This window comes from Exiguobacterium sp. s121 (assembly GCF_018617245.1).
Lineage (GTDB): Bacteria > Bacillota > Bacilli > Exiguobacteriales > Exiguobacteriaceae > Exiguobacterium > Exiguobacterium profundum.
Genome location: NZ_JACSJV010000003.1, coordinates 70,412 through 87,541 on the forward strand (window position 1 = coordinate 70,412; position 17,130 = coordinate 87,541).

The following is a 17,130-nucleotide window of genomic DNA, read 5'->3' on the forward strand; positions in this document are numbered from 1 at the left end:
AGGAGAGTCAATATGTCAGAGAACTCGACGTTACACAAGCTGTGCCAGGTTTTACGAAACAAGCGAACCAATCTTACCTATGAGATTCCGAGTCTTTGGAATCGTATGCGTTTCCATTCCGAGCCGGTTCGAGATGGGGTGGAACGTGTCAATCCATATGATTTCTTGTTGGAAACGATTGAAAAAACGATTTTCCCGTATGCACATGAAAGTCGCGACTATCGTACTTCCATTGCGCTTGCAGACGGACATTTACAAACCGGGGGGGATTGGATCAAACGGGCATCGGTCTACTCCATGCAAGTTCGTACATCGACCTCATGGGACCATGACGGGTCGGGTTACGTTGAAAGGGAGAATTCAGTGGGAATGAAAGACACAGGCACTTTTGTGAAAACGCTTGCATTGATTCCACATCTTCTCTATATGGGGATCGATACATTATTCCTCTTGCCGATTTCGCAACACAGCCATAAAAACAAGAAGGGTGAATTCGGTTCTCCTTATGCCGTTCAAGACTTTTTCGCAATTGATGAAGAGTTAAAGGAAACGTTAACTGGTGACGAGATGACGGTCGAAGAAGAATTTGCCGCATTCGTGGAGGCCTGTCACATGGTAGGGATTCGTGTCGTCATCGATGTCATCCCGCGGACGTGTGCCCGAGATAACCGTCTCATCTTAGAAAATCCGGAATGGTTTTACTGGATTCCCTTGACGGAAGTCGATTACTATCATCCGCCATATGTTCCGGGCATTGGGGAGAACGTCAAACCGGAATTTGCTTTCTTGCCGATGGTGTATAACTCAGAAGACGTATGGCAACACTTGCGACGGTTCTCCATGGCACCGAATTTGATTGATGCGGAGAAATGGGATCGTGTACGTAACACGTTGCTCGAGCATCCAGAAGAAAACGTATTGGCGATGATTGAACGAGAGTTCGGATTGACAACTGCACCTGCTTTCTCGGATTGTATCAATGACCCGCAACCACCATGGTCAGACGTAACCTATTTCCGACTTTTCTTAGACCATCCGCTTGCAGCGGCACCTTATGTGAACGATGCGAACATTGCACCTTATATCCTGTTTGACTCGATCAAATCCAATCAATTCCGAGGAAATGAGATCAATGAACCTGTTTGGGAGATGCTCGCTGATATCATTCCTCACTATCAACGGGAATACGGTATAGATGGAGCGCGTATTGATATGGGGCATGCCCTTCCGGTCGATTTAGCACAACGAATTTTGGAACAACCGCGTGCCATCGATTCGAATTTCAGCTTTATCGCTGAAGAACTCATCGAGTCCGGAGCCTGGGCGGCGAAGGACGCTGGCTATAATATGATTATCGGATATGGTTTTTATAAAGAACCGCGATTCAACACGCATGAAACCCATCAATTCTTATACGATTCACGCTTTTTACCTCTTCCGGTATTTGCAGCAGGTGAAACGGCAGATACGCGACGACTCGCGACACGGGAAGGCGGACGAAAAGCAAGCCGCTTGTTGACGGTGTTGAACGGATTTATGCCTAATGGGGTTCCGATGACGAACTCGGGGCTCGAATTGTATGAGACACAACCGATGAACACTGGACTCGATTGTCGACCGGAAGAGGCGTATCAACTCTTCCCGACGGATCCTTATTTTGGCAAGCTTGCGTTTTTTGATGCGTATCAGTTTCATTGGGATCATCCAGAACGGGATGAAATGATTGAAGTGATGCATCAAGTGGCTGAAATTCGACGTCGATGGTTAGATGTGCTCGTGGATCCGAATCACTTTGAACCGCTCGTTTTAAATGAGCCGTTCGCCCCGTTCATTGGATTCGCTTGGTTACGACCGGAAACGAATGATACGTTGCTCATCGTAGCGAATACGAACATGGTAGATGCGCTACGAGGAGTTGTCACGCTTGATGGGGTGAGACGTCGAAATTGGAATGCGAGTCGTTTTGCGGAGATGGTCTATTCACCTGATTCGTGGCCGTATGCGGAGCATTCGTTTGATGACAATTGGAATCTCGTGGTCGATTTGAAACCGGGAGAAGTCAAAGTGTACGAGATGAGATGAAAAAACGCCTTGAACCGAATAACCGGTTCAAGGCGTTGTGTGTTTCATGTAGTAAATGACAAATTCATCGAGCGGCATCGGTTTCGCATAGCGATATCCTTGCATGGAGTCACAACCGATTTTACGAAGGAACGTCTCCTGGTACTCGGTTTCGACGCCTTCGGCAACGAGTGCCATACCGAGTTGGCGTGCCATGGCGACAATGGTCGTCGTGACCATTTGATATTCGCGATTCTCTTCAAGCTGCATCGTGAACTCACGAGGAATTTTCAGTTCATCGATTGGATAACGGACGAGGTATGCGAGTGAACTGTACCCTGTCCCGAAATCATCGATAGACAGCTTGATGCCGAGTGCTTTTAACTCTAAAATGCGATTTAATACACGATCCGAATGATGTGCGGCCACGGTTTCTGTCAACTCAAAATTAAGGCGTGACGGTTCAATCGGGAACCGCTCGAACAATGTTTTCAAGTAATCGATCAAGTGTTCATCAAACAACTGACGGACGGATAAGTTGACCGATAGTTTCGGTAAATGGATGTCGCCTTGTTCAAATACGTGAATCAATTGGAATGTCTCATGAATCATCCAACGACCTAAATCCTGAATATGTCCCGTTTCTTCAGCAATCGGAATGAACTGGCTTGGTGGAATGAACGCACCGTTATGTTGCCAGCGCATGAGCGCCTCTGCTCCGATGATTGCTTTCGTCGAGGCATCCACTTGAGGCTGAAGGAAAAGGGAAATCTCGCCTTTTTCAAGTGCGGTTTCAAGCCCTTCCATCAACACTTTCCGCTCTTCTTTGTCCTCCCGTAACTCTGGTTCGAACATGACGGTTTCGTCACGACCTTTGTCTTTCGCGCGATACATCGCCAAATCGGCATTCGAGAGCAAGTGCTTTAATTTTTTCCCATGCTCCGGGAAGCGGACAATCCCGATCGAGGCATGGACTTCGACGAGTGTCCCGGCCATATAATACGGGGGACGATAGACAAGCCGCCGCAATCGTTCCGTCAACATCTCATCGTCTCCATGTTCCGCGACGACGATAAACTCATCGCCCCCGAGTCGCCCGGCATATTCGTTCGGCAAGAGTGCAGTCCGCAGCCGTTTTCCGATATGTTGTAATAACTGGTCACCCATATGATGACCGAATTGATCATTGATTTCTTTAAATCCATCCAAATCGGAAAACATCAATGTGAACGTACGCCCTTCCTCGATCAAGCGTTCGATTTGCTCTTGAAGTGCGTAGCGGTTATGAAGACCGGTCAAACTATCGAATTTAGCTTGATACAGAATTTGTTCTTGTTGCTCGATCATCTGGGTGATGTCTTTAGCGATAGCGTAGATGCCCTCGACTTCTCCCTCGATGATCATTGGGACGTTGACCAATTGCCAGACGCGTGTTTCCCCTTCGTCGGTCATCACACGCACATCGATTGTTCGGGGACGACCGTTCGTCAACTCTTGAAGAATGATGGTATAAGGTGCACGGTCTTTCGATTCAATGATGTCTAAGATGTTCGAGCCGAGTAGTGTTTCGGTTGTCAGTCCTAAGATAGAGCTGCCGGCCTCGTTGACAGATAACACTTCGCCATGCAAGTCGAATAAGAAAATCGGTTCTGAATGGTAGGCAAAAAGCGAACGGTATTGCTGTTCACGGATTTCTAATTCATGTGCCTTGGTCGACACGGCAACTTCCAAATCTGTGTTGACGGAATGCAAACGATGACTGATGAGTGCGTTCTGTTTGGAGACGACAAACTGACGAATGAGCAACAAGAGAACAGCATTTGCGATCATCGAGTCCATTACGGATGTTCCAAGAAGGCGATCGGAAGCGAGTAAAAACATCATGACGACCACACTATACAGCACATAATCGACAATGGAATCGTAGGCAAGTGCATCTTCCGATACATCATCGACCCAGTAGCTAATCGAGATGGTCAATATACTACTGACTTGCAACAGATGAATCAATTCATGTGTAATTCCGGAAAAGACAACCAACGTGTTTGCAATCGAAGCAATCGTGAATCCAAGAATTCCGACGAGCAATAAAATCCGGAACTGTTGACCGGCTGAGACGACTCGATTTAAGTAGAGGAATGCGAGCATCATATAGAGGCTAATGAGTAACATTTGCTCTTCGAATCCGCTCAACTGTGACACGAGTGAGACGTCTTGCGTTGAAAAGAACCAAATATGAAGACCACCAATCAAAAGGAAACTGAACAGGGCGAATAAATCGAACGTGCGTAGTTTCAAAGTACGAAACTCAATCGATTGCGTGATGACGATTAAAGCCATGATTAAATAAAAGAAATTTTGGAGGAACAACAAGGACTGCATATTGTCGTTGATTGAATAATAGTGCATCAGTAAGTACAGCGTGAAGCATACATTTCCTGCACTAATCAAAATATGGATAAAACGCCGCATACCTCTATGTTTAAAGATAGCTACTCCGCTAAAGCCAATCGCTGCCCCTGATATGACGAGATAATAGATGAACAACGTGATCTGTAGTAAGTCGTGCGGGGTCAAAAATAAAAATAAAAGTCCGGTAGAAAAAGTTCCGATGAGAATCGCCGGAACGTATTGGCGCAACGAGTAAACAGACAACTCATGCACCTCCTTCTTTATATGTATGGGGCTCTTATTTATTATCGGAACAGGAGAACGAAGATTACACAAAAAAATCGACAACAATCTATATTGTTGTCGAAAATTTTAGATTTACAGTGTATAGGAGTGTTCTTTAAAGTTTCCGACGACTGAATCGATTTCAGACACAGTGACAAACGCCTCAGAATCGATTTCAGACACGATTTGACGAAGGCGTGGGATTTCATTGTTCTGGACGACGACGTACAGCATTTTTTTCGAATCGTTCGAATATCCGCCTGTCGCATCCATGATGGTGACGCCCCGTTTCAAATTCTGCTTGATGACCAAATTGATTTCGTCTGCTTTTTGACAAATGATGAAGCATTGCTTTTGGGCAGCGAAGAATTTATGAATCGTAAGCAACGTACGGGATCTGACGAAGCTTAACACAAGCGCGTACATGACAGCTTTGATGTCAAAGACGATGAAGACCAACACATAGACGATGATGTCTTGTGTCAGAAAGATTTTAGGCAACGACAAGTTTCGATTATTCATATAGATGACTTTCCCTAGAATGTCGAGTCCACCGGTGGAAGCTCCTGCAAAGAGGAGAAGTGCGAGTCCAAGCCCTGAAACGATTCCGCTGAACACCGAAGCGACGAGCGGATCATCGAGTGGGGTCGGGGGAATCAAGACTGGCAAACTATCGATGAGGATAGAGGAAAGTACGACGACAATTCCTGTCATCAAGATAAATCGACGTCCCAAATATTTTAGTCCCAATAAAAAGAGTGGGATATTAAGCACGAGCTGTGTCAAACCGATGGGAGTTCCAAACAGTTCATTCGTAATCAACGTGATTCCGACGATTCCCCCAGAACCGATTTCATTTGGTTTGAGCAGTAAGCTGACAAAGACAGACTGAAGGATTGTCCCGGCAATGATGAACAGTACCGTTTCAAGGGCAACCCGTTTTCGAGATTTTGCATACATAGATAATGGCTAGGCCTGACGCCTCCTTTTTGTAAGTCTTCTGCAAGCGTACTGCTACTTTTACGTCATTTCAAGTCTCACATGTCATTATGGAATCGATCGATATCACTCGCTAATTGCTCATGTACGTAATCGATGACTTGAGCATCATCAAAAAGTCCGAGTGGGACATCGTCTGGAATCGCATCGAATGGGGAGACGAAGTATAGGATGGCCGCAACAAGTTCCTCTTGTTTATCGGGTTGCATCTCAAATTGTTCATTGTAAAGCGCGCGTAACATATTCAGCATTTGTTTCATCTGGAAGTAAAGTGTCAGTTCTTCTTCACGCTCGATGTTACTGATTTCATTGGATGCCACATCGACTGTGACTTTTGCGAGTGCGCGTTCACCTTGAACGAGCAAGTCGCCCAATTGTTCTCGGTCGCGGATGTCTTCTTTCGCTTGTTTTAAAAAATGTGTGTATGTTGTTTTCCAATCTGCCATTTGGATTCCTCCTTCTTTCTTCATCTACTAATATGCCCGTTTTTGCGCATTGGTTGCAACTTTTCCTGAAATTTAAGAAAATAAAGATAACTGAAAAGGAGGAACGATACATATGTCTAAGATTTCGATGCCGACAGAGGCAGATTTCGCACGCTATGCAGAATTAGCTGTGAAAAAAGGTGTGAACATTCAACCTGGTCAACAATTAGAAGTACGTGCTGACATCAGTCAGGCACCACTCGTCCGTCACGTGGTGAAGGCTGCTTATGCGGCCGGAGCGAAGCAAGTGTTCGTCAACTGGAGCGACGAAGAAACAGGGAAGATCCGTTATTTCAATGCACCAGCGGATTCGTTCAAAGAGTTTCCAGATTGGTTGAAGGCTCGTTTTGAGCAATTGGCTGAAGAGAAGACGGCATTCTTGTCAATCGTCAGTGATGACCCGGATGCATTGAATGGTGTGGAATCGTCACGCATTTCGGATGCAAACCGTGCAGCAGGACAAGCGCTTGCGAAGTGGCGTCAATATGTGATGAGCGACAATGTGAGCTGGTCAATCGTCGCAGGTGCGTCAGAAGCGTGGGCACAAAAAGTATTCCCGGGACGTGATGATGCGGTTGCAGCATTATGGCAAGCCATCTTCGCAGCAACGCGGATGGATCAAGAAGATGTCGTCGCGGCATGGGATACACACGATCAATCACTCCGTAGCCGTGCGAAGCTGTTGACAGAGAAGAAATATGCGAAGCTTCATTACAAAGCGCCAGGTACGGAACTGACGATCGGACTTCCGAAAAAACACGTCTTCCTTGGCGGTGGCGGCCCGAACGTCGATGGCATCGACTTTATCGCAAACATGCCTACGGAAGAGGTCTTCACGCTCGCAGATAAAGATTCTGTGGAAGGTCACGTATCGAGTACAAAACCACTCAGCTACAGCGGGAACTTGATTGATGAGTTCACTCTTTGGTTTGAAGGTGGGAAAGTCGTCAAAGCGGAGGCGAAAAAAGGGCAAGCGGCTCTTGATGAATTGTTGAATATGGATGAGGGTGCGCGTCGTATCGGTGAAGTAGCGCTCGTTCCGGATGATTCTCCAATCTCGAACTCTGGTCTTCTCTTCTATAACACGTTGTTTGATGAGAATGCATCGTGTCACTTGGCGCTCGGACGTGCGTACTCGACATGTCTCGAAGGGGGTCCTTCGATGTCACAAGAAGAGCTCGCGGCGAACGGGGCGAACGACTCGATGACACACGTTGACTTCATGATCGGGTCAGCCGAAATGAATATCGATGGTGAACGGGAAGACGGGACGCGTGAAGCAATCATGCGTGACGGGAACTGGGTCATCTAAACAAAAGAGCGAATTCCGAAAGTTACGGAATTCGCTCTTTTTACGTGCAATCGTATAGATAGCGCAGTGCGTGAGGCAAGCGGCGACGCCAGGCCGATTCGTTGTGAATCGCATTTGGTTCGACCTCATATCGGAAGGCGATTCCTTTCTGCGCGATGACGTCAATCAGTTTCGCATTCGTGAATAGGTAGTCGCTTGGAGTGATAGGCCCGCTCTCTTCATTTGTGCCAATGTCCATATATAGTTTACCGGCGAACTCAGCATGTTTCATTTCTCGGATCAATGGATCAAGATTGGCCCATGCCGCAGTGGAGAGGGAACCAACTCGTCGAATAGAAGGATAGGTCGCCATCATGTATAGAGAGATGACACCTCCCATCGAGCTCCCCATGACCCCGACATCTTCTGGGTCAGTAGCGTACTCGCTGTCAATTCGTGGTTTTAATTCGTTCATGAGCCAATCTGTATACATACGGCCTTGGCCACCGAGTGTTGGACGAGTTCTTGCCAATTCGGGTCCGATCCGTCGATACAGCATCTCATCTTCCTCATATGAATACTCATCATAACGGTCCAGCCAGTTCGGGGCGCTCGCGATGGCGACGACCATGAGCGGGAGTCGTAGCAGGTCGATGCAACGATCGATTTCCCAACCTTCTCCATATGTAGCAGTGTTTCCAGAAAACACATTTTGTCCATCATGCATATACAGGACGGGAAGCGGGGTGCTGACGTCGACCCAGTCTGGTCGAAATACGCGGACAATCCGCTTTTGACCACGTACCTTCTCCGTCGGAATCGACACGTTCAATTGTTCAATCATCTTTCGTCACCTCTTTCTACTTGTATTGTGGAGAATCATGAACCAAAATACAATGACCTGACTTGACTACCTACCGTTCGTTAGGTAATGTATAAGGCAAGGAGAGTGAATGACGTGAATACAAAAGATAAAATCATGCAGTCTGCTCGAACACGCTTCGCACGGGATGGTTACGAAGGGTTGTCACTAGCGGCAGTAGCGGAAGATGTAGGGATTCGCAAGGCTTCTTTATATGCCCATATCGATGGGAAGGAACAACTGTTCAAACAAGTCGTGTCAGATATGGCGAATCGTTACGAAGAAGTATGGCAGACAACTTGTGACGATACGGCTGGACGACCACCTTTAGAACGAATCGATTCGATTGTCAACACACTCACGTCATTCTTTAGTGATCATGAGACTTGGATGTTGACGAAACGAATGTTACTAGTACCTCCTCCGGAGTTTCGAGAGTATATCGAGGAAGTCATCGGTACGGTCGAAACCAAGTTAAAACGATTTGAGAAAGAGCAATTTCGACTGGCGATGGAACGTGGCGATTTACCGGTACAATCGCTCGATGAACTATATGCTGCCTACTATTGCTTTTTAGATGGCGCCTTACTATCGTTATTCACATTTGAAGAGGATCGGAATATGAGACAACAAGCTGCGTTTCGAATTTTCAAGAAAGGAGTGGGTTGGGATGAGTAAAGAGAAGAGTGCATGGATCTCCCTCCTGTTTGCAGGACTACTCGAAATCGTCTGGGCGACCACGATGAAGTTGTCTGAAGGCTTCACGATTCTAGGTCCGACATTGTGGACAATCGTGTTATTGATTCTCAGTTTCGGATTATTGGCGAAAGCGTTTCGGACGCTGCCTGCCGGTACGGGGTACGCTGTTTTTACAGGAATCGGTGCGGTCGGCACAGTCATAGTTGGCGCCTTCTTGTTTGACGAGGGGCTTAGTGGATGGAAACTAATACTTGTGGCGACGTTGATTATCGGCATCATCGGATTGAAGCAAGTGACAGGAGGGGAAGAAGCATGAGTTGGGTTTATCTGATTGGAGCGGGAATTGCTGAAATGACAGCCGTTTTCTTTATGGGGAAATCGAAAGGATACCAGATTTTAAAGTGGTCGATTGCATCAATTTTATCGTTTGCGCTCAGCTTCTATTGGTTATCAAAATCACTTGAGGTCATTCCTCTTAGTCTTGCCTATTCCATCTGGGTAGGCATCGGCGCGGCCGGCGGTGTCATTTTAGGGATGCTCTATTTGAACGAATCGAAAAATCGTTGGCGTATCTTCTTTTTGTTGATGATTATTAGTAGTGTAATCGGTTTAAAAATTGTCTCGTAAAGGATTGAAATGTGCTGAAAACGGGAATTTATTACTTCAGATTATGTGATGAAAAAAAGGGGGCGGAAAACGATGCATCTTGTCGAGTTGCAATCCGAACGTTTGCGGTTTGAACCGTATACGCTTTCTGATTTCTATTTTGTCAAATCGCTTCTCCAAGATCCACGGGTGATGCGCTTCATCAGTCCGGATGGGAGACCGTATACAGACGAACAGACGATTGAATGGTTTGAACGTCAATTGGCCCGCTATGAGACAGGACGCCAAACGGGTCTCCTGAAGCTCATGACATTTGAAAGTGATGAACCGATTGGTCACGCAGGTACGCTATTGCATGAATTGGACGGCAAAATCGAGTTGGAAGTCGGATATTGGTTGTCACCGAAGCATTGGCACATGGGATATGGTCGAGAAGCCGCCGCGCGTCTGATGCAGCATGCTTTTTCAGAGGGCGAGAAGGAGATTATTTCTCTGATTCATCCGGACAACGTTCCATCTCAACGTGTCGCCAAAGCGAATGGTCTTCACTGGGATCGAGATACACTGTACAAGGATATGCTCGTCTCCGTTTATGCGGGTGACTTGGAGCGGTTATGTCGACATATCGACCGTCAACAAATGACACGATAAAAAGTCTCTAAAAAAATAAAAAAAGTTGTTGCCAACTCAATAGTTTCTTGATATATTAATAGTGTCCTTAAGAGAGGACACGACCTGATTCTGTAGCTCAGCTGGGAGAGCGCTACCTTGACAGGGTAGAGGTCGCTGGTTCGAGCCCAGTCAGAATCACTTGGGTGCCAAACCCTCGAGAAACCCACCGGAACATGGGTTTCCGCGAAGCCACTTCTTGCGAGAAGTGGCTCTTTTTTTGTATATTGACATGGCACGAAAGCAATTGGTATATTCCTTTCAATACATAATGAAACGGGGAATGCAACATGGTGCTAACGGGTACACTCGTCAATGCCGCATTGATTGTCATCGGGGCATTGCTAGGTCTCTTATTTCACCGCATTCCGGAGCGTATGAAGGAGACGGTGACTGCGGCAATCGGGCTTGCGGTCATCTTGCTTGGGATTCAAATGGGGATGAAGAGTGAGAACTTCTTGATTGTCATCGGAAGTCTCGTCGTCGGGTCAGCGCTCGGGGAGTGGTGGAAGTTAGATGAATTATTAAATGAAGTCGGTTATCGACTTGAACGGCGACTTGGAAGTCAATCGAGTGTAGCGGAAGGATTCGTAACGGCCACACTCATTTTCGTGATCGGGGCGATGGCCATTATCGGGGCGCTCGATAGCGGGTTGCGTGGTGATCATGACGTGTTGTACACGAAAGGGTTGATTGATGGTTTTACGGCCCTCGTGTTAAGTTCGACACTTGGGATTGGGGTCATGTTTTCAGCAGTTCCAGTGTTACTGTATCAGGGCGGAATCGCATTACTCGCCATTCAAATCATGAAATTCATACCGGAATCGCTCATGGACAGTTTTATTTTAGAGATGACCGCGACCGGTGGGGTCATGATTGTGGCGATTGGTCTGAACTTGGTTGGAATCACAAAAATTCGTGTGGCCAATTTATTACCGGGGATTTTAGTGGTCGCGATGATTGTCACGGTTATACATATGCTGTAAAGAAAAAAGACTGAATTCGATTCAGTCTTTTTTCGTGGTTGCATTCATTGTGGAAGGCTCTTTTCGTAGAGCTTCCGCAATGATTTTATCCCAATCGGCTGCATCGCACGCCGCTGTACAGGTAGGTTCAATTTCACATGTTGCACATTTCCCGCCTTTTGCTTTACGTGTGTAGCGGTAAAGAGAAAATGCGGCATATCCAAAAACAATGAATCCGATGAGTAGGTCAAAGAATGACATGGTATTCCTCCTTACGCAAATCCGAATAAGCGACCGACTTGATAAATGACAAGAGACACCACATAAGCGACACCTAAACCGTATAAACTGGCGAACCATGTCAACTTGGCACTACCCACTTCTCGCCGGATGACAGCGACTGTCGCCAAACAAGGGACATAAAGTAAAACGAAGGCCATGAAGCTATACGCGCTGAGTGGGGTGAAGATTGGTAATAGCGACTCCGATAAATCTGATTCGCCGACCGCATAGATGATTGCCATCGTAGACACGACCACTTCTTTTGCTAAGAATCCGGTGATGAGCGAGGCACCGGCTTGCCAAGTACCGAATCCGAGTGGGACGAGTAATGTGGCAATCATACCACCAATCATCGCCAAGAAACTGTCATTCATCGGTACATCAAAGCCGCTTGGACCTGAATAGGCGAGTAGCCAGATGAACACAGAGCCACCAAAAATAAATGTACCGGCTTTTCGAACGAATCCTTTAGCTTTTTGCCAAGTGCTACGCCATAAGGTAAGTCCTTGGGGAACGCGGTATGGAGGTTGTTCGACGATGAATAAGCTCGTCTGATCTTCAGAGGCCAATGCCTTCGTAAAGATTTTCGCGGCAATCAAGGCAAGGAAAATTCCCAACATATAGAGCGAGAGGACAACGAGTGCTTGATGAGTAGAGAAGAAACTCGCCGCAAACACAGCGTAAATCGGAAGCCGGGCCGAACATGACATGAATGGTGAGATGAAGATGGTGACTAGACGTTCGCGCTCCTCTTCGACCGTTCGAGCGGCCATGATTCCAGGAACGTTACATCCGAATCCGATAATCATCGGGATAAAGCTTTTTCCATTCAATCCGACGAGTTGCATGAAACGATCCATCACGATGGCGACTCGCGCCATATATCCGGAGTCCTCTAAAAATGAGATAAAGAAAAAGAGGACAAAGATTTGCGGAACAAAAACCAATACGCCACCGACACCTGCGATGACACCGTCTACGAGAAGTGCTTTAATGAATGGAGAAGCACCTACAGCATCTAACATCCAAACCGTTCCTGATGTGATCGGACCAGACAATAGTCCGTCTAATAAATCGGAAAGAGGTGCACCAACCCAATTAAATGTCACGTGGAATAGCGCATAGAGTACCCCGAAGAAGATGGGTAAACCTAAGATAGGATGCGTCACAACCGCATCGATGCGATCTGTCATCGTCACGTCCTGTGCATTGTGATTTTCAATGACCTGGTGTCGAATCTGTTTCGCCCAATCGCGACGACGCTCAGTGATGTGTGCGTGTGCAAAACGCCCTATAGCCGTTTCCAGTTCTTTTCGGACGGCAACAATCTCTGGAGATGATGCTTCTAAATGGTCGACGACAATCCGGTTGCCTGCTAAATATTGAATTGTAATCCAGCGATCCGTTCTCGATAGACCAGTTAAACGAAGAATGCGTGTAATCGCTTCTTCGGTCTCTGGACCATAGTTTAATTCGAAAGGTTGACGCTTCTCCATTTGAATCGATGAGAGCAAGACGTCACAACCATAACCTGTTCGTGCGGTGATCGGGAAGACATCTACTTGGAGGAGCGTTTTTAATTTGTCGAGATTAACATGCATTCCACGACTTTCTGCGACGTCGACCATGTTTAAACCGATTTGAAGCGGTCGTCCCATCTCTAGAAGTTGCAAAGTAAGTTGTAAGTTACGTTCTAATTGTGAAGCATCGACAATATTGATCATCCCGTCAAATGGTTCATGCAGTAAGAAACGGGAGACAATCGCTTCATCTGCCGAGAGCGGGTCTAAGTCATAGACACCGGGTAAATCAATTAATTGTCCGACTTTCCCATGTAACTGACCGATTTTTTGTTCGACTGTGACACCGGCCCAGTTGCCCACATGTGCGAATGAACCTGTTAATCGATTAAACAATGAAGTTTTGCCTGTATTTGGATTGCCAATCAATGCGATCCGTTGGCTCATGGTACAATCACTCCGATTTTTTCGGCATCTGATCTTCGGATGGCGATAATTTGTTGATGATCCACTTGTTCAATGGTGAGCGGTCCTGAAAAAATAGCTCTGCGCTTCACACGAACCGAGCATCCCTCGTAAAAACCAAGAGAAATCATTCGTCGGCGCAAGCGATCATCAATTTTAGTCAAATCAGATAAAATGACGGTTTGATTCAACGCGACATGTCGTAATAGACTCATAAGTAACCTTCCCCATCTTTTGATAACGATTCTCATTCGCTATCTTATCATGTCGAAAGAGAAAGTGAAATATTGATCATATAAAAAGTTATAAATAATAAATAGTAAGGTCGAGTGAACATAAAAAGAAGTGTAAACGAGTATCGTTTACACTTCTTCAATCGACTCATGATCTTCTTTGGCACTTTCGCGCAAGGCTGAAGCCATCACGTCAGCAAGATTCCGTTCACGAAGCACGCCGACACCACGGTCGGTCGGTCCGCCTGGAGCGGCCACATCGGCAATCAGTTCATTCGTCTCACGTGTTTCATGAGACAGTAACTCAGCGGAGCCTTTCATCGCTTGGGCGACAATTTGACGCGCTGTCTGTTCATCGTAACCGACATCCGTTAGGACGGGCGTCATCGCACCTACGATTTCATAGAAAAAGGCAGGACTGCACCCTGCAGCGGCCATAAAGGCGGACATCGTTTTCGCATCGGTGACGGCCGTTCGACCGACCCGTTCAAAGAGAGAAGTCGCTTTCTCACGGACTGCCTCATCTGTTTCTGGACCAAACCATAGCCCCGTCATCCCGTTCCGATGGGCGACAGGCGTGTTCGGCATGGCGCAAACAGCTGGTAGCCCTGAAGCCTCTTCTAATTGGCTCGGTTCGATATGTGCAGCGACTGAGACGAGTAGTGGGGTCTTCCATTCTTTTGATTCTACGTACGGGATGACGCCATCAGGTTGCATCGCTAATACGACGATGTCATAGTCGTTAACGTTTTCGTCCTCAACAATTTGAACGCCGAGTTCATCTTGTAGGAAGAGTAAGCGCTCCCGGTCACTTCGGTTTGTCATTGTGATGTGTGTCGGTTCGATGCCCGAGTCGATCCACCCGCGAACGAGCGCCTCACTCATCGATCCAGCACCGACCATTAGTAATTGATTCATCATTCGTCACCTCTTCTTTTCGATTCGGTCAATAGTTATGTTGACTATCATAACAAACATACACTCGAATATCGCCCATCCTGCTCATTTGTAAAGAGATGGAAAACGATTTGACATAGGAATCGACGAACATGACAAACGTTTCAAATCGCGCTATGATGGCACTAATTCAAAAGAGTGAGGCGAAATCGTGTGAAACGTGTACTAGTAAAAGGGATTCAAGGTTACCAGCGTTTTATTTCACCATTAAAGCCGCCAACGTGCCGATTTTATCCGAGCTGTTCGCACTACGGAATCGAAGCAATCGAAAAACATGGGGCTGTCAAAGGCAGTTATTTAACCGCTCGCCGACTCATTCGCTGCCAGCCGTTTCATCCAGGCGGGCTCGATTATGTTCCGGATACATTTAATTGGAAAGCGCCTTTACAACGAGAGAAACCTGAGTCACAGCGAGACGATTGAGTTCGTCTCGCTGTTTTTGTACAGAACAAACAATGAATCAGTTGTTTTAGTACAATACTTTTGCATTGTTCTAAGTATTCTGAAAAAATAGAGGTGTACACTATTTTTCGGGGGAAGGGGATACTTTGTATGGGGCAATCATTTAGTGAATGGGTGAGTACGGCATCCAACTTTGTATGGGGACCACCGCTCTTGATTTTGCTTGTGGGGACAGGCATTTACTTGACGGTGCGTCTAGGTGGGATTCAAATCACCAAATTACCGTATGCGTTGAAATTGGCGTTTTCGAAAAATCAGGATCAATCCTCTAAAGGGGACATCAGTCACTTCCAGGCGCTCATGACTGCTCTGGCGGCGACCGTCGGTACGGGGAATATCGTCGGGGTGTCGACAGCGGTCGTATTAGGAGGACCGGGAGCCATCGTATGGATGTGGGTGTCCGGTTTCTTTGGGATGGCAACGAAATACGCAGAGGCAGTTCTTGCCGTGAAGTATCGGGTCACTGATGAGCGCGGTCAAATGGCTGGTGGACCGATGTACTATCTAGAACGAGGGTTGAATCAACGATGGTTAGCGGTAGCATTTGCTGCATTCGCATCGATTGCGGCGTTCGGTATTGGAAACGGGGTCCAAACGAACTCGGTCGCGCTTGCGCTCAAAACAACGTTTGACGTACCACTATACATATCAGGGATTCTCATTATGATTTTTACAGGAGCGGTCATTCTCGGAGGCGTGCGTTCCATCGGGAAAGTAGTCAGTTACTTCGTCCCCGTCATGATTGCCTTCTACTTAGGTAGCGGTCTTTTAATTATGGTGATGAATTACTCGCTGATTCCGGATGCGTTCGCACTCATCTTCAGCAGTACGTTCAGTGCAGAAGCAATCGGTGGAGGGGCCATCGGAGCTGCCATTCGATACGGGGTGGCACGTGGTGTCTTCTCGAACGAAGCAGGTCTTGGCTCTGCTCCGATCGCAGCAGCGGCAGCGAAAACAGATATGCCGGGTCGTCAGGCGCTCGTCTCGATGACTCAAGTCTTCTTGGACACGCTTGTCGTCTGTTCGGTGACAGGATTGACACTCGTCATGGGTGGTCAAATCGGGACAGGACTTGAAGGGGTCGAATTGACTTCAGCTACATTTGAACTGTTCCTCGGACCAGCCGGCGGTTATATTGTCACAATCGGGCTCGTTTTGTTCGCCTATTCGACCGTGCTCGGTTGGTCGTATTACGGCGAACGCTCCATCCATTACTTGTTCGGACAAAAGTCGATTCTTCCCTATCGGATTGCTTTTGTACTCGTCGCGGGACTCGGTGCCATGACGACGAACTTGAACTTGGTATGGGCGTTATCGGATGTCTTCAACGGCTTAATGGCCATCCCGAACTTGATTGGTCTCTTGTTCTTGTCGGGTGTTGTCATTGCCGAGACGAAGCGTTTCAACCAACAGCTTGAAATTGAAAATCGAAAAGTTTCCTAAACGAAAGGACGCCATCCTTATGAATCAGAGGGTGGCGTCTTTTGTTTTGCTTCTAATTCATCGAGTCGTGCTTTTTGTAAATGATCAAACACTTTTGTGATAAAGCCAACCATGATGCCCACCCCAGTCAATACATATCCGATTGTGAATATTTTTCCGATGTCGGTCTGAGGGGCAAAATCACCATATCCGATGGTAGTCAGGGTGATGACACTGAAGTAAAGTGCGTCCAACCAACGCATCTCCTCGAACCGTGTGTAAAAAAGTGTACCGGATAGGACAGTGAGAAAGGCAAGACTGAATAAGACTTGGAACTCAGGTTCGCGGAGGCCACGCCAGATTCCGCGTACAATTCGACGCAATGTCAGTAAGAACGGCAACATGTCACTCGCTCCTTTCGATATTAGGTTTGTTCGCTAAAAACGGGGGAACATCCTTTATAGTTCGAGAAAAGA

Annotated in this window: 18 protein-coding genes and 1 tRNA gene; 10 read left to right on the forward strand and 9 right to left on the reverse strand. The window is 46.9% G+C overall.

The annotated features are described in order from the left end of the window. Positions 1 to 12 precede the first annotated feature (12 nt). Positions 13 to 2,082 carry an alpha-amylase family protein gene (locus tag KOG47_RS12510; protein ID WP_215244335.1) on the forward strand — a complete coding sequence of 690 codons (2,070 nt, stop codon included), beginning with the start codon at positions 13 to 15 and terminating at the stop codon, positions 2,080 to 2,082. Positions 2,083 to 2,109: 27 nt separating this feature from the next. Here the strand turns inward: KOG47_RS12510 and KOG47_RS12515 are convergent, their stop codons facing one another. The 3 genes from KOG47_RS12515 to KOG47_RS12525 all read right to left on the reverse strand — a co-directional run bounded on the left by KOG47_RS12515 (position 2,110) and on the right by KOG47_RS12525 (position 6,182). Beyond that, the gene (locus KOG47_RS12515) at positions 2,110 to 4,716 is read right to left on the reverse strand and encodes a putative bifunctional diguanylate cyclase/phosphodiesterase (protein ID WP_215244336.1); all 2,607 of its coding nucleotides are present in this window, start codon (positions 4,714 to 4,716) and stop codon (positions 2,110 to 2,112) included. 114 nt (positions 4,717 to 4,830) lie between these two features. Beyond that, a complete protein-coding gene (locus KOG47_RS12520; protein WP_015880767.1) occupies positions 4,831 to 5,697 on the reverse strand; it encodes a YitT family protein in 867 nt (288 codons plus the stop codon). Between the two features lie 77 nt (positions 5,698 to 5,774). After that, a complete protein-coding gene (locus KOG47_RS12525; RefSeq protein ID WP_074037788.1) occupies positions 5,775 to 6,182 on the reverse strand; it encodes a YkvA family protein in 408 nt (135 codons plus the stop codon). Between the two features lie 112 nt (positions 6,183 to 6,294). On the opposite strand from KOG47_RS12525, the gene KOG47_RS12530 reads away from it, so the two are divergent. Then, positions 6,295 to 7,533: an aminopeptidase gene (locus tag KOG47_RS12530; RefSeq protein ID WP_015880769.1), complete on the forward strand. Its 1,239-nt coding sequence runs from the start codon at positions 6,295 to 6,297 to the stop codon at positions 7,531 to 7,533. A 40-nt stretch (positions 7,534 to 7,573) separates the two neighbouring features. Here KOG47_RS12530 and KOG47_RS12535 read toward each other — a convergent pair whose 3' ends face one another. Further along, a complete protein-coding gene (locus KOG47_RS12535) occupies positions 7,574 to 8,356 on the reverse strand; it encodes an alpha/beta hydrolase (RefSeq protein ID WP_159563522.1) in 783 nt (260 codons plus the stop codon). A gap of 114 nt (positions 8,357 to 8,470) precedes the next feature. Here KOG47_RS12535 and KOG47_RS12540 point away from each other — a divergent pair, with 114 nt between their 5' ends. The 6 genes from KOG47_RS12540 (at position 8,471) to KOG47_RS12565 (ending at position 11,334) form a co-directional block, all read left to right on the forward strand. Next, positions 8,471 to 9,052 carry a TetR/AcrR family transcriptional regulator gene (locus KOG47_RS12540; protein WP_074037786.1) on the forward strand — a complete coding sequence of 194 codons (582 nt, stop codon included), beginning with the start codon at positions 8,471 to 8,473 and terminating at the stop codon, positions 9,050 to 9,052. Then, a complete protein-coding gene (locus KOG47_RS12545) occupies positions 9,045 to 9,389 on the forward strand; it encodes a DMT family transporter (protein WP_074037785.1) in 345 nt (114 codons plus the stop codon). Before KOG47_RS12540 ends, KOG47_RS12545 begins: the two co-directional genes overlap by 8 nt. Beyond that, entirely contained in the window at positions 9,386 to 9,700 is a 315-nt protein-coding gene (locus KOG47_RS12550) for a DMT family transporter (RefSeq protein WP_159563525.1), read from the forward strand. The genes KOG47_RS12545 and KOG47_RS12550 overlap by 4 nt, the downstream gene beginning before the upstream one ends. Before the next feature lie 72 nt (positions 9,701 to 9,772). Then, positions 9,773 to 10,330: a GNAT family N-acetyltransferase gene (locus KOG47_RS12555; protein WP_084543120.1), complete on the forward strand. Its 558-nt coding sequence runs from the start codon at positions 9,773 to 9,775 to the stop codon at positions 10,328 to 10,330. Between the two features lie 86 nt (positions 10,331 to 10,416). After that, a tRNA-Val gene (locus KOG47_RS12560) sits at positions 10,417 to 10,489 on the forward strand. 149 nt (positions 10,490 to 10,638) lie between these two features. Then, positions 10,639 to 11,334, forward strand: a complete 696-nt coding sequence (locus KOG47_RS12565; RefSeq protein ID WP_159563526.1) for a DUF554 domain-containing protein — start codon at positions 10,639 to 10,641, stop codon at positions 11,332 to 11,334. Positions 11,335 to 11,355: 21 nt separating this feature from the next. Here the strand turns inward: KOG47_RS12565 and KOG47_RS12570 are convergent, their stop codons facing one another. The 4 genes from KOG47_RS12570 to KOG47_RS12585 all read right to left on the reverse strand — a co-directional run bounded on the left by KOG47_RS12570 (position 11,356) and on the right by KOG47_RS12585 (position 14,731). Then, positions 11,356 to 11,574, reverse strand: a complete 219-nt coding sequence (locus KOG47_RS12570; RefSeq protein WP_035387786.1) for a FeoB-associated Cys-rich membrane protein — start codon at positions 11,572 to 11,574, stop codon at positions 11,356 to 11,358. A gap of 11 nt (positions 11,575 to 11,585) precedes the next feature. Continuing rightward, positions 11,586 to 13,562, reverse strand: coding sequence for a ferrous iron transport protein B (gene feoB, locus KOG47_RS12575; RefSeq protein WP_215244337.1), 1,977 nt, complete (start codon positions 13,560 to 13,562; stop codon positions 11,586 to 11,588). Next, positions 13,559 to 13,795: a FeoA family protein gene (locus tag KOG47_RS12580; protein ID WP_034771241.1), complete on the reverse strand. Its 237-nt coding sequence runs from the start codon at positions 13,793 to 13,795 to the stop codon at positions 13,559 to 13,561. The genes feoB and KOG47_RS12580 overlap by 4 nt, the downstream gene beginning before the upstream one ends. Positions 13,796 to 13,942: 147 nt before the next feature. Continuing rightward, entirely contained in the window at positions 13,943 to 14,731 is a 789-nt protein-coding gene (locus KOG47_RS12585) for a pyrroline-5-carboxylate reductase family protein (RefSeq protein WP_074037973.1), read from the reverse strand. Positions 14,732 to 14,923: 192 nt separating this feature from the next. Here KOG47_RS12585 and yidD point away from each other — a divergent pair, with 192 nt between their 5' ends. Beyond that, positions 14,924 to 15,193, forward strand: a complete 270-nt coding sequence (gene yidD, locus KOG47_RS12590; RefSeq protein WP_215244338.1) for a membrane protein insertion efficiency factor YidD — start codon at positions 14,924 to 14,926, stop codon at positions 15,191 to 15,193. A gap of 129 nt (positions 15,194 to 15,322) precedes the next feature. Continuing rightward, positions 15,323 to 16,675, forward strand: coding sequence for an alanine/glycine:cation symporter family protein (locus tag KOG47_RS12595; RefSeq protein ID WP_074037781.1), 1,353 nt, complete (start codon positions 15,323 to 15,325; stop codon positions 16,673 to 16,675). 17 nt (positions 16,676 to 16,692) lie between these two features. Here the strand turns inward: KOG47_RS12595 and KOG47_RS12600 are convergent, their stop codons facing one another. After that, on the reverse strand, positions 16,693 to 17,058 hold the full coding sequence (locus tag KOG47_RS12600) for a potassium channel family protein (RefSeq protein WP_159563530.1): 366 nt from the start codon (positions 17,056 to 17,058) through the stop codon (positions 16,693 to 16,695). Between the last annotated feature and the right edge of the window lie 72 nt (positions 17,059 to 17,130).